Origin of the sequence: Leptospira meyeri, from assembly GCF_004368965.1 — a bacterium.
In the GTDB taxonomy this organism is placed as follows: domain Bacteria; phylum Spirochaetota; class Leptospiria; order Leptospirales; family Leptospiraceae; genus Leptospira_A; species Leptospira_A meyeri.
The window spans coordinates 828,399-841,134 of sequence record NZ_SORO01000001.1; the positions used below are offsets into that span (position 1 = coordinate 828,399).

Annotated in this window: 10 protein-coding genes and 1 tRNA gene; 5 read left to right on the forward strand and 6 right to left on the reverse strand. The window is 39.1% G+C overall.

What is annotated here, in order from left to right:
* Positions 1-56 precede the first annotated feature (56 nt).
* Positions 57-758, forward strand: a complete 702-nt coding sequence (locus tag CLV96_RS03960; RefSeq protein ID WP_243836499.1) for a hypothetical protein — start codon at positions 57-59, stop codon at positions 756-758.
* Here CLV96_RS03960 and CLV96_RS03965 read toward each other — a convergent pair.
* Positions 755-2,494, reverse strand: a complete 1,740-nt coding sequence (locus tag CLV96_RS03965) for a PP2C family protein-serine/threonine phosphatase (RefSeq protein ID WP_004788341.1) — start codon at positions 2,492-2,494, stop codon at positions 755-757. The two genes, CLV96_RS03960 and CLV96_RS03965, sit on opposite strands and share 4 nt — an antisense overlap.
* 361 nt (positions 2,495-2,855) lie before the next feature.
* On the opposite strand from CLV96_RS03965, the gene glnA reads away from it, so the two are divergent.
* From glnA to CLV96_RS03980, 3 genes are all read left to right on the forward strand, one after another.
* The gene (gene glnA / locus CLV96_RS03970) at positions 2,856-4,316 is read left to right on the forward strand and encodes a type I glutamate--ammonia ligase (RefSeq protein WP_004789053.1); all 1,461 of its coding nucleotides are present in this window, start codon (positions 2,856-2,858) and stop codon (positions 4,314-4,316) included.
* Between the two features lie 113 nt (positions 4,317-4,429).
* Positions 4,430-4,506, forward strand: a tRNA-Met gene (locus CLV96_RS03975).
* A 19-nt stretch (positions 4,507-4,525) separates the two neighbouring features.
* Positions 4,526-4,816, forward strand: a complete 291-nt coding sequence (locus CLV96_RS03980; protein ID WP_004788857.1) for a Cys-rich protein — start codon at positions 4,526-4,528, stop codon at positions 4,814-4,816.
* An 84-nt stretch (positions 4,817-4,900) separates the two neighbouring features.
* Here CLV96_RS03980 and CLV96_RS03985 read toward each other — a convergent pair whose 3' ends face one another.
* Positions 4,901-7,684, reverse strand: a complete 2,784-nt coding sequence (locus CLV96_RS03985; protein WP_004788779.1) for a chromosome segregation SMC family protein — start codon at positions 7,682-7,684, stop codon at positions 4,901-4,903.
* A 79-nt stretch (positions 7,685-7,763) separates the two neighbouring features.
* On the opposite strand from CLV96_RS03985, the gene CLV96_RS03990 reads away from it, so the two are divergent.
* Positions 7,764-9,695 carry a motility associated factor glycosyltransferase family protein gene (locus tag CLV96_RS03990; protein WP_040917621.1) on the forward strand — a complete coding sequence of 644 codons (1,932 nt, stop codon included), beginning with the start codon at positions 7,764-7,766 and terminating at the stop codon, positions 9,693-9,695.
* Here the strand turns inward: CLV96_RS03990 and CLV96_RS03995 are convergent.
* The 4 genes from CLV96_RS03995 to smpB are packed head-to-tail and all read right to left on the reverse strand — an operon-like array spanning position 9,659 to position 12,733.
* A complete protein-coding gene (locus CLV96_RS03995) occupies positions 9,659-10,288 on the reverse strand; it encodes a hypothetical protein (protein WP_004788357.1) in 630 nt (209 codons plus the stop codon). The genes CLV96_RS03990 and CLV96_RS03995 overlap by 37 nt on opposite strands.
* Positions 10,289-10,290: 2 nt before the next feature.
* The gene (gene plsY, locus CLV96_RS04000; RefSeq protein WP_004789130.1) at positions 10,291-10,899 is read right to left on the reverse strand and encodes a glycerol-3-phosphate 1-O-acyltransferase PlsY; all 609 of its coding nucleotides are present in this window, start codon (positions 10,897-10,899) and stop codon (positions 10,291-10,293) included.
* Entirely contained in the window at positions 10,896-12,248 is a 1,353-nt protein-coding gene (gene der / locus CLV96_RS04005) for a ribosome biogenesis GTPase Der (RefSeq protein WP_004788296.1), read from the reverse strand. The genes plsY and der overlap by 4 nt, the downstream gene beginning before the upstream one ends.
* Positions 12,245-12,733: an SsrA-binding protein SmpB gene (gene smpB, locus CLV96_RS04010; RefSeq protein ID WP_004788614.1), complete on the reverse strand. Its 489-nt coding sequence runs from the start codon at positions 12,731-12,733 to the stop codon at positions 12,245-12,247. Before smpB ends, der begins: the two co-directional genes overlap by 4 nt.
* Between the last annotated feature and the right edge of the window lie 3 nt (positions 12,734-12,736).

Sequence of the window (12,736 nt, forward strand, 5' to 3'; positions counted from 1 at the left end):
TGGGCCCTTTTACCGATACTTTTAAGGTGAAACAAGGATTCCTATTATCACTCGCCATCACTCTCTCCTTGTTTTCGCATTCTCTTGGTGCTTGGGAAACCGACATCGATTACAACTACGAATACGAAAAAAATGGCCCATATACCAAATTCTCTGATTGGGTTCCATACAAACTCCACAAATGGGATCCCAAATATTTGGAAGACTTTTACGAGTTGTACAATCTAAAACAACATTATAACGATAATGAAATTAGAAAAAATATCTATTGGTTAAAAATTGCTTTAGGGAAACGATTTCGCCACCCCAAACATTCCTTATGTGAAACCAAAACAGAAAAAGAATATTATAAGTATAGAAACTTGATGTTTATGCACATCAACATTCAAATCATGCGCTCCTATATGCGACTTGCTTCCAAATTTGACAAACGCCATGTGTATTTTTATAATTTAGATTTTGCACATGAATTAAAAGAAAGTTTTGGCGTTGCAGAAAATTTCTACAAGGAAGCCATTCCCTACTGGGAAAAAGCTAAAGAATATGCAGACAAAGCAAATGAAGTACCTGTTGATTTGGATTTAGGAACCATTGAAACAGAAAGGTATGAAATTGTGACTGGTAAATTAGATTTTGGACATATCATCGAAAACCATTTAGATAGACTCGATGGAAAAAAGAAAATTGTTTCGGAATATCTAACTAAATATCCTGAAGCAGATGCTAAAGCACTTGATCTCGCTGACAGAGAAAATTAAAACTCCATAAACAAAACAGCGATGTCATCATGAATGATTCGTTCCTTGTCAATTAGACAATTGGCGATCAATTTTTTCAGTAAGGTATCGGTGGTTTCAGAAACAGAAATCATCTCAGAAAGTTCTTGTAAAAAAACATCAAGACCAATGTAACCACCGGCCTCCTCTTCTAATTCATAAATTCCATCAGAATACAAAAGCAAACGGTCCCCAGGCTCAAATATTTTTGAAATAGTTTTTCCTTCCCAATGATCCAGTAAAAGGATGGGATACATTTCATCTTTCACAAGTTTCATGACACGTTCATCATGTTTCCAAAATACAACCGGAGGATGACCCGCAAAACTAAACTCTACTCTTCTTTCTTTAGGATAAAGACGAAGCACACATGCAGAGATATGATGTTTGAATACAATGGTTTTTAGTTCCAAATGCATGGCCGATAAAATGGCAGAGGGACTGGATTCTAGTTTTGAATGTTTCTTAAATGATACGGCAGCAATCCCAGAAACAAGAGCTGAAGAAATTCCATGACCCGAAATATCTCCGAAAAAAATATCAATACAATCTTCGCTAAGTCTTTCATATAAAATCAGGTCACCGCCAATTTCATCGTATGGCAAAAACCGAGATTGAATCTTTATATTTTGAATTTCACCAAAATCTTTGGCAACCCATGCCTCTTGGGTTAACTTGGCAAGTGCCAAATCCTCTTTGACATCAGAATAAAACCTTTGTAAGATTTTTTCTTTTTTCATCAGTTTGATTTCATTTTTTGCTCGAACTAAACCTTGCGAAATAAACCCAGCAACCAAACCTAACAACTGCTTTGTTTCCTCTGACCAATTTCCAATTTGTTCATACGTTGTAATTCCAAGAATGCCAATCACACTCCCTTCATCTCGTAAACCGACGACAAGAATCGAACGAACCTCTGCTCGTTTAAAAAGATCCAAATGCCAAGGTTCATCCACCATCAACTGAGTATCGGCTATGTGAATCACCCCATCAGAAGCGAGAATCCCGAGGCGTTCTGGATTCATTTTTGCAATGGGAAGTTTTGTACCCACGGAAAGCAAAGAAGGGATACCTTCTAATACCCATTCATGTGTGACTGATAAAAACTGTTTATCCGATGAAATTTCAGCAGCAAATACTCTGTCCGCACGAGAGTATTTCCCCAATTCTTCTAAGGCGAACTGGATGGCATCAGAAACAAATTCAGCTTTTGTATGAACAAAGGTTTTGGATACTTCTGTGACAATTTGTGAAAATCGTAACAATCCGGAAAGTTTAACCTCGGACTCACGAATGGAAGAGATTTCAATTTGTTGGCCCCAGATTCGAAGGAGGTGTCCATCCTCCACTTGCCCATGCGAGTTCATCAAAAAAACCCTTTGGTTTCCATCTGACAATTCAACAATGTATTCGTAATTTTCTAATTGGTATGTGCCTTCAATGAATTTGCGAAGTAAAAATACACTCTTTAGAGTGACGAGATCCTTTAGATACTTTCCGACAATCTCATGGACGGAATGGTATCCATAAAACTTTGCCATGGCCAAATTACTTTCCCGGATCACACTGTGGTTCCAAACGTATTCCATCTGCTCTTCCAAGGAAAGAGAAATGGGCATCGGAATGTCTAATTCGTAACACCAGATGGCATCTTTGGAAAGGTGGATGAAGCTCTCTAAATGTTGGTAACGACCATAATCCGGTTTTCGAGAACTCATCTAGATTCTAACCTTTATGAATCTTCGGTCACTGCCACAAAAAAAACATAACTTGTTTGGAATCTGAAAATTTTCTGAATTCTCTTCGAAAATTACCCGATTCCGTTGACCAAAATCCCCCGTTCGGAGATAGTATTTCGAAATGGCGGAAGCTTAAATTAAGCAAATTTGCTGAAATTTTAAGCAAAAGGTATCCACTACATGCAATTCGTTTAGGTACTGGGCGTGATTTTTAACTCACATTGCTTAGAAACTCCACGAAACCCTTATATTTAGGTCGAAATGCCTTGGTATAAATCTTGCATCTTGGTGGACATCAGATTACAACAATCAGACCGACCTCTGAAAGAAGGAGAATCAAATGCAGTTCGCAACCCCAAAATTTACTTCCGGAAAGGAAGTGGTTGAGTATGCCAAAAAAAATGGAGTCATTTTCTACGACTTCCGCTTCACGGATATCAAAGGAATGTGGCACCACGTTTCGTATTATGTGAATTCAGTTGATGAAGATACATTCAAAGGAATTCCTTTTGATGGATCTTCCATTGCTCGTTGGCAGCCTATCAACGCTTCCGACATGCAGCTACACCCAGAAATTTCTACGGCTTTTTTGGATCCGTTCACTGCTGACAAAACACTTGTTATGTTCTGCGATGTATGGGATATTTACAAAAAACAATACTATGAAAAATGCCCACGTTCTATTGCAAAAAAAGCATTAGAGTTCATGAACAAATCCGGGATTGCAGACACTGCTTACTTCGGTCCAGAAAATGAATTCTTTGTTTTTGACAGTTTAAGAGTTCGTGATGAAATCAACTGCCAATACTATGAATTAGATTCTAATGAAGGGATCTGGAACACTCACTCTGAAATTCCAGGGACAAACAATACAGGAAAAATCAACTTCAACTCCGGACACCGTCCCGGAACAAAAGGTGGATACTTCCCAGTGGCTCCAATTGACTCCCAAGTGGACCTCCGTGCTGAATTTGTAAAAACTCTAGAAGCAATCGGAATGGAAACATTTGTGGTTCACCACGAAGTTGCACAAGCACAAGGTGAAATTGGTGTTAAGTTTGGAACTTTGATTGAAGCTGCTGATAACGTTCAAAAGCTAAAATACATCGTTAAGATGGTAGCTCATAAACATGGAAAAACTGCTACTTTTATGCCAAAACCACTTTTTGGTGATAACGGTAACGGTATGCACGTTCATATCTCTCTTTGGAAAGGTGGAAAAAACCTTTTTGCTGGAGACAAATACCAAGGTCTTTCTGACTTCGCATTCAACTATGTTGGTGGAGTTTTGAAATATGCTAGAGCTTGTGCTGCCTTCACAAATGCATCAACTAACTCTTACAAACGACTCATTCCAGGATTTGAAGCTCCATCCATTCTAGCATACTCTGCTCAGAACCGATCTGCTTCTTGCCGTATTCCTTTTGTTAGCGGTGAAAAAGCGAAACGTGTTGAATTCAGATTCCCAGACTCAACAGCTAACCCATATTTGGCGTTTGCTTCGCTCCTTATGGCTGGTATGGCTGGTGTTGCTGAAAAAATCGATCCAGGTCCTGCACGTGAAGAAGATCTTTTTGAACTATCATTGGATGAAATCCGAGAAAAAGGAATCCGCCAAATGCCTCACACACTTCGTGAAGCAATGGAAGAGATGCTTGCTCAAAGAGAAATTTTCAAACAAGGTGATGTGTTTACAGAAAACTTTCTACAAACATACCAACACTACAAGTTTGAAACAGAAATTTGGCCATGGGAAGGTCGCCCTCACCCATACGAATTCCTCACTACTTACTCTTGTTAAGAGAAAAAGCCCCGGCAACTGTCGGGGCTTTTTTTTGTTTACCAATCTGATTCTCTCCAAAAAATGACAAAAGAACTAAAGATTTAGTTCAACCAAACGATCTAAGGTGATAGGGCGAGGTAGCTCAGATGGTTAGAGCACAGGATTCATAACCCTGAGGTCACGGGTTCGACTCCCGTCTTCGCTACCAAAGATCGAGAGGAAAAGGTATGAAAAAAACAAATCGTTTGTTTTCAATTCTGGCACTGGTATTATTCACCGGAGCCCTCCAAGCAGCTGACTTTCCTAAGTGTAAAGAAGCTTGTGATAAATTTTACAATTGTTCGATTCAAGTGAATCCCAACGCCACTGAAGAACAAAAAGCAACACTCAAACGTGGTTGCGAATTCAACTGTAATCGTCCCAAATACTACAATAAAATTGCAGGTTGCCTAACTGGTGGTGATACTTGCAAAGCTTTCTCAACTTGCATTATGAAAGAAATGCAAGCCAATAAATAACAAAATTACTCTAGATTAAATATAAAAAGGTAAGAAAGTTTTTGCATTTCTTACCTTTTTTCATGTACAAAACTCGGAAGCGACTTAGTTGTCAGTTCCGGTCTTTTGAGTGATTTGTTTGGAGAGAGATTTGGCCTCATCCAAACGAAGGGAAAGGATTTTTGAGATTCCTGGTTCTTCGTTTGTGACTCCAAAGATGGCATTGGCACGTGAGATCGTGGACTGCGCATGGGAAACTACGATAAACTGTGTTTTGTCTTTGAACCGGTCAAGAATCTGACAAAACCTTAGTTTATTGGCCTCATCTAAAGCCGCATCAATCTCATCTAAGAAGCAGAATGGACTTGGTTTGACCATGTAGATCGCAAATAGAAGGGCAATCGCCGTGAGAGATTTCTCGCCACCAGATAACAATCGTAAGTTTTGAACGTGTTTTCCAGGAGGTTCTGCCATAATCTCGACTCCAGAATTGAGGGAATCCTCTTTTTCCGTAAGTTCAAGTGTTGCCCTTCCCCCGTTGAATAGAGTTGAGAATGTTTCTTGGAAATTTTGTTTTATCTTTTCGAAAGTTTCTTGGAACAGTTTTTCGGATTCTTCGTTGATCCGTTTCAAAACTTCTTCAATGTCTTTTTTCGAACCTTCAATATCGGTCTTTTGTTTGAGATTGTGTTCGTAAATTTCTTTGATATTGCGATACTCTTCAATGGCAAGCGGATTGATAGAACCTAAGAGTTGGATCTCTGACTTTGCCGATCGTAACCTTCTTTCTTCCGCCTTTTGGTCTAATTCCAGTCCACCTCGTTCCGTTTCTAATTCAGAATCGGTTAGGGAATAATCATTGTACAACTCTTCCACAAGGGAATCAATTTGGACTTTGAGTGCAGAACTTGTTCTTTCTTTTTCTGAAAGTAATGGGAGTAGGTTTTGGAATACTTCTTGGTTTTTAGTGATATTGGATTTGATTCCAGAAATTTCCTCAACAAGCGACTGCAAAGTTTCTTTCTCAGATTCTAAAATTCGGCTCATCGAAAGGAATTCTTGGTAAGACTCTTCGATTTCTTTTTCTAGAACTTCGACTTCTTTTTCCAAACTATCTTTCTTTTCGCGAATGACCGACTCTTGTTCTTTTGCACCCAGTATTCGTTTTTCAATTTCACCAATCCGTTCATCAAGAACCGCAATTTCTTTTTGTTGGTTTTCCAGACGAGAATTAGATTCTAGAAGTTTTTTTTCAAATTCAACAATTTGGGTTCTTGTTTCTTCCCAATGACTTCTGTGTAGAATAATATTACTTTGGTTATCTCGAATTCCTCTTGTTAGGTTTTCGTTTTCTAAAATTAAATCTTCGATCTCTTGGTCGATGGATTCTTTTTTTGATAGGATTCCGTCTTTGTCAAAAAGTAAGTTTCGAAAATCATCTTCTCTTTTTAAAAAAGAAGTTAGTTTTTCAGAATAAAGATCAAGTTTGATTTCACGTAAGTCTGAAATCCCATCGTTCACATTGGAAGATCCCAATCTGTTTAAAGCCGATTCTAATTTGTTTCGGTATAGTTCTAAATCAGAAATAAGATCGGCTTTGTCCGCATTACGAATTTCTTCCCCTTCTCTCGATTCTCTTTTTTTATTTTCTAACTCTTGGATGAGTTCCAGTATTACGGTTTTTTGTTTGTCCCGAAGATTGATATGGCGTTTTTCATTTTCCTGAATTCTACCTTCTTTTTCTTCGATGGACTTTTCTTCTTCTTTAATGGAAAGCTCTAAGGAAACACGTTTCGATTCCAAACCTTGGATTTCATCTTGTAACGTGGATTGAATTTCCCTTTGGCGTTCGTTCTCAAGTTCGATCCCGCGTTTTTCCACTTCGAGTTTGATTGTCGCTTGGTTTTCTGTTTCCAAAGCCGAAAGAATTTCTCCAATCCGAAGTTCATACTCCAAAATAAAGGTTTTGTTTTTGGCTATTTTTTCCTTTTGGATTTGGCTTTTGGAAAGATGATCGAATAATTTTTTATCGATCTCAGCAATTTCCTTTTCTTTGGCCTCTTTGGTGGTTTCTTTTTCAGAAATCAAATTAGTTTCGTTTTGAATGAGAGATAAAATGGATTTGTTTTTTTCGCGGATTTCGAGTAGTTCCTCATCCGATTTTTTCATTCGGCGTTTGAAATCTCGAAGTTTTAAAAACCTCAGGTTTTTGTCAGACTCATCCAAATCAGATTTAAGTTTGAAATACTGCTCTGCTTTTTCCGATTGTTTTTCTTTAACTTCTAGGTCTTTGACCATAGAGTTCATAATGTCTTGGATTCGCAGTAGGTTCTGGTTGGTGTCATCCAGTTTCTTTGTGGCTTCTTTCCGATCCAGTTTGAATCGGGAAACTCCGGCAGCTTCTTCAAAGATGGCCCTTCTTTCTTCTGGTTTCGAATTGAGGATTTGGTCCACTCTACCTTGTTCTAAAATGCTATAGCTAGACTTGCCAATTCCTGTATCGAGAAGGGTTTTTTCGATATCCTTTCTTGTGGTTCTGATATCATTGAGGTAATATTCGTTTTCCCCGTCAGGGTATAAACGGCGAGTGATTTTTACAGATGGATAATCAATGTTAAAAAAATGGTCATCGTTATCAAAGAGAATCGAAACTTCTGAAAATCCAGCAGGTCGCCTACTCTCTGTTCCATGGAAGATGACATCATCCATCTTTTCACCGCGTAAACCTTTGGCACTTTTTTCTCCAAAGACCCATTTGACTGAATCGACGATATTTGATTTTCCCGAACCATTTGGCCCGACGACAGCAGTAAATCCGGGATCAAATGTAATCTCCGTCTCATCTGCAAATGTTTTAAATCCAACAATACTTAGGCTCTTTAAATGCATATATGTTTCGCCGTTCCATTCCTTAAGTTTCCCAGTTGACACCACTTGGGAGACATAAGAAAAAACCTTAGATAGTATTATGTCCCAAATTATCGATCCGATTTCCAGTGAAATTTTTGAAAGAAAGCCGTACTTGCAAAATTATTTCAGAAACTTCGCATCTGAGAACCGTTGGGAATTGGGGTCTGCAAAGAAACCAGGGGAATATTATGTCTCATTAAATGGGGAACCACTCTCTTCCTCTTTCTCTCCCCTAACACAAGCCATTCGACTTTTGGATACTTATTCCTTACGGCCTACTGATATCGTAATTTTGTTTGGGCTTGGAAATCCCCACCTCATCCAAAAAATCAGCGAAACATTGGCGCCGGGCCAAATCCTGATTCTCATTGGCGATGACGAAACTCTAATTCCTGTTATTTGGGATAAAATTCTAATTCCTGTTTTACAGATCCCAGGAAGGCATTTATTTTCAGGAGAAGCATTTTTTCCTTTGTTTTTCAACTATTTGGAATCCCTTCCGATAGAACGAGTGAGTGGACTAAAAGTCATTCGTAACCCAACAGATACAAATAGAAACCCTGTTTTTCGAGAACTTGAAGAAAAAACCCAAACTGTATTTTCAGCAAAAATGAGTGATCTACTCACTAAGTTTGAATTTGAAAGATTATGGATTAAAAACTCCATCTGGAATCTAATTCATGTAGGAAAGAAGTCTCCAGTTCGTTATCCTATTTCCTCACTAAAGGATAAGTTCCAAGGACTTACCGCCGTACTTGTGTCAGCTGGTCCTAGCTTACGAAAAAATCTGCCTTGGTTACAATTAGTCAGAGACAAAGTCTTCGTTCTCTCCTGTGATACATCCCTCAAAGTTCTCATCAAAGCAGGGATCGAAGCTGATGGAGTTGTCACACTCGATGCACAAACCAATTCGTTTTTTCATTTTATGGGAGAATCTCTTAGAAAAATCCCCCTTTTTGCGGATCTAGTGAGTTCCCCCACACTCCTCAGGGAACCAATGTTTCATTCCGTTGTCCATTCAGTGACAGCCAAATACCAAGTTGATGCAGAAGGAACTCTCGTTCGGGAAGTAACTGCTGGAGGTGAACTCGCTGAACAAGTGTTTCGCGAGGTTGGTGATATCCAATCCGGGGGATCTGTGGCCACCACTGCTTTTGATATGTTGCGCTTTATGGGATTCACCTCTGTATATTTTCTTGGACAAGACTTGGCGTATTCAGGAAGAGAGATCCATTCCACAGGAACTCATCATAATGAAAAATGGCTAACTCTCCTGAGTCGAAAGAATAGTTTAGAGCGGATCAATGAAGTCATCATTCGCAAAAGGGAAACTCGTTTTGTTCCGAGAGCAGGTGGTGGGGATTCGGTTCTTACTGACTATGTTTTGGATTTGTACAGACACTGGTTTGAAGAGTCTGCAAACTCTGTAGCGGAAATGAAACTTTTCAATGTAAATGAAGATGGGGCGGAAATAGCAGGGATTCAGTCGCTTTCGCCAAAGAAAGCTAGAGAGAATCTAATGGGGACCCCAAACCATAACTACCCTTGGAGAGAACTTTCGATTTGGAAATGGGACTCAATGGATGAGAGTGGAATCGAGAAAATACCAGCAAAAGAATCCTCACCTTCTGGGACAAAGTGGGAAAAAACAAAGAAACAAAACGAAATTCCTTCCTACCTTCTCCCGAATGGTTCCGAAAACCTATACCGAAGAATCCAAAAAGATTTAGAATTTATGGAAGATGGTTTGAAGAAGTTTGAAGAAAAAACAGAAACCCTGCCCTTTCAGGAATCGGACATTTGGATATGGATGCGGGAAGAGTCTTATCTAAGAAGAATGGTACGTAAAACAGAAATCTACATCTTACGTCATAAGGACTTGGAACTAGTGCGCAAAAACCAACTTATGATCCAATCCATCAAAAAAGAAATCCGGTATTTAAAACGAAGTCTTTATCCAATGATGGATTCATTTCCTGAAAAAGGATGAAAAACAGAATTGTCCTCAAATTCAGGGAAATAATCAAAAAAAAGTTTTTGTGAAACAACACGGTAGGCAAATGGATTTTTTTCCGCATAACCTTCTGTATATGGAAGTGCTGGCAATTGATGAAAGTTGATTCTTTCTTCAAAATTGATAAAGTCACGACGGCTAAGCTCTGGACGTAATTCTAAAACGGTTTCCTTCAGTAAGTTCCAATCCAATTTAAAACTCATCCGGGCTCCCCGAAATGCAGGCGACCTTTCGAGTAAATTCACCAAACGTTTCACTGGACAATCCATATGATAGTATTTGGTTACATGAACTTTTACAAACCTAGCAGCAAGTCCCATCGGTTCCCAAATGAATTCAGATTCCCGGTTCTCCGATTCTTCTTTTTTGATTTCACTAAGGACGATATGTAACTCAGGAATAGATTGTCTACCTGTCATAATGAGAGAAGACTCTTCCATTCCAAACTCTCCATAATACAACCATTTGTAGAAGTCCTGAATTTCTGCTTCTGGATGGTCTTCTACAAACTTTGTGAGAAGAAAAAGTTTTTCTTTCTGTGTGAGGATCGATTCGCGTTCAGTTTGCATTCCTAAGTAGCTCGCAGTTCTTTGCCTAACACCAAACGTTTGATGTTTTCTCTATGTGAATAGGAAATGAGGAAAAAAGTAGCAACTAACACAAAAAAGATAACTGGTTGGTATTCTGAATCAGGAATGAATTTTGTAGTTCCAAAATACCAAATAGGCATGGAGAGAGTAGCAAGAATGGATCCAAGAGAAACAAATCCAGAAATTTTATAGACTATAAAAAAGATCACAACCGCACAAACAGTAACAACAGGAACTAGAGTCATATACACACCAAGAGCTGTGGCCACCCCTTTCCCACCTTTGAAATGGAGGAAGGGTGTGAACGTATGTCCTAGGATGGCAACAGATCCTAGTAAAATCTCGGTAGTCGTCAGAGAATATGGTGATTCAATATAAGATGCGGCGACGACGGGAATGGCACCTTTGAGTGCGTCCAAGAAGAGAGCGATGATCCCATACTTCCAACCGATGACACGGCCGACATTGGTAGCACCGATATTGCGACTGCCATGTTCGCGGATATCTATCCCTCGAACTTTTTTGGCTAGGAGAAACCCAACCGGAATGCCACCCAAAAGGTAGCTCAATAGGATCGCAGCAAGAATCATTCCTTGCCCTCCTTACCCTCGTTTCTGTTACGAAGTTCGATCTCGACTGACAGGCCATCCAGTCCAAACTCCGCTACTATACTCTTTCGGTAAAAGCTTAGAATATTTGACGGAAAGAGTTTCGTATCGTTAACAAAGAATAGTATTTTAAAAGGAATCTGGGACACTTGCGTGGCGTAATATACCTTTGGAGGTCGGTTCGATGCCTTCTGAACCTTATTTTTTCCTCCCCATTTGCTTAACCAGTCATTTAAGGCACGGGTAGTGAGCTTTTTCTGTGACTTTTCATAGAGGGCGATCACCGATTCTAGTAGTTTGTGGGTGCGGACTTTCTCTTTGGCAGAAAGAGAAATGAGAGGGCGTTCCTTCAAAATCGAAAGTTTGGCTTCCATCCGGTCTTTGTAGTGTTTCCAAGAATTTGATTCTTTTTCGGGAACCAAATCCCATTTGTTCACAGCTACAATCATGGGTTTTCCAAGCTCCTGGATTTCCCCAAATATCTTTTTATCAAATTCACCCAGGCCTTTCATGGCATCTACGAGAAGGACTACTACATCCGCTTCTCCCAAACTGTGAAGGGTTCGTTTGTAGGAATAAAATTCTAAACTTTCACCGGTTTTGGATTTTCTGCGAATCCCGGCTGTATCAATAATTTCCAATTTATGGTTCTGAAAATAGAACTGATCGGAAACAGAATCTCTAGTGGTTCCCGGCACATCACTCACCACAGCACGTTTGTAACCAAGAAAGGTATTGAGTAGTGACGACTTACCCGAGTTAGGTTTTCCTATGATCGCAATTTTGCAATACGGATCTTCCGGCATTTTGATTTTGTCTGGAAGGAAAAAATTTATCTTTTGGTAAAGCAGGTCAAAATTTCTACGCCCAAGAGCTGAAATGGGTAGAAGTTCATTCAAACCCAGTTTGTAAAATGGTTCCAAGTCATATTCATCTTGTTCGGTATCAACCTTATTGATGAGAGTAAGAACCATTTTATCTTTTAGAATATCATCTTTTTTGAATAAATCGATGAGTTTATGATCATACTTACGTAAGTCTTTATGATCGATCACATGAAGGATGAGATCCGAATTTCGTAAATGTTCAAAAGCAATGTCGATGATTTCTTTGGAAATTTCATCAATATTTTCAATATCTAAACCTGGTGTATCAGACAAAGTGAACGGAATTTTAAATTCGGACCTTTCCACTGTTTTTTGTAAAACGTCTCTTGTGACACCGGCTGTATTTTCTGTGATGGCACTCTGTGCGCGAAGAATTGCGTTGAATAGTGTGGACTTACCCACGTTTTGTCTACCAACAATGGTGACCACTGGAAGTCCTTTCATTTGCGTAGGTGTTCCTTCATGGCTCTTTCCATATCGATTTTGGCTTCCTTCTTTTGAATGTCGTCACGTTTGTCGTAAAGTTTTTTAGGTTTGGCAAGAGCAATGTCTATCTTCACCAAACGGTTGTTTTTAAAGAAACAACGAGTGGCAACGAGAACAAGTCCCTTCTCTTTAATCGATCTATCTATTTTTTCAATTTCTTTTGCTTTTAAGAGTAGTTTACGAGGTCGAATTTCTGGATGGTTCGCATAACCCCCGTTTTTGTAAGGAGGAATTTGAAAGTTTTCCAAAAACACTTCCCCGTTTCTTACTTTGGCAAAACAATCGGTAAGGTTTCCCTTTTTTTCACGAAGAGATTTTACCTCAGATCCTGTGAGTACAACACCAGCCTCGAACGAATCTAATAGTTCGAAGTTGAACTTTGCCTTTTTGTTGATTAAAGGATCAGTTCCACGTGGTTTGTCGTCTTTTTTGGTTTTGCCCATATT

What these genes read in the sequence shown, in the direction of transcription:
- CLV96_RS03965 (WP_004788341.1), bottom strand. Translation starts at nt 2,494, where the DNA reads ATGAGTTCTCGAAAACCGGATTATGGTCGTTACCAACATTTAGAGAGC.
- glnA (WP_004789053.1), top strand. Translation starts at nt 2,856, where the DNA reads ATGCAGTTCGCAACCCCAAAATTTACTTCCGGAAAGGAAGTGGTTGAG.
- CLV96_RS03980 (WP_004788857.1), top strand. Translation starts at nt 4,526, where the DNA reads ATGAAAAAAACAAATCGTTTGTTTTCAATTCTGGCACTGGTATTATTC.
- CLV96_RS03985 (WP_004788779.1), bottom strand. Translation starts at nt 7,684, where the DNA reads ATGCATTTAAAGAGCCTAAGTATTGTTGGATTTAAAACATTTGCAGAT.
- CLV96_RS03990 (WP_040917621.1), top strand. Translation starts at nt 7,764, where the DNA reads ATGTCCCAAATTATCGATCCGATTTCCAGTGAAATTTTTGAAAGAAAG.
- CLV96_RS03995 (WP_004788357.1), bottom strand. Translation starts at nt 10,288, where the DNA reads ATGCAAACTGAACGCGAATCGATCCTCACACAGAAAGAAAAACTTTTT.
- plsY (WP_004789130.1), bottom strand. Translation starts at nt 10,899, where the DNA reads ATGATTCTTGCTGCGATCCTATTGAGCTACCTTTTGGGTGGCATTCCG.
- der (WP_004788296.1), bottom strand. Translation starts at nt 12,248, where the DNA reads ATGAAAGGACTTCCAGTGGTCACCATTGTTGGTAGACAAAACGTGGGT.
- smpB (WP_004788614.1), bottom strand. Translation starts at nt 12,733, where the DNA reads ATGGGCAAAACCAAAAAAGACGACAAACCACGTGGAACTGATCCTTTA.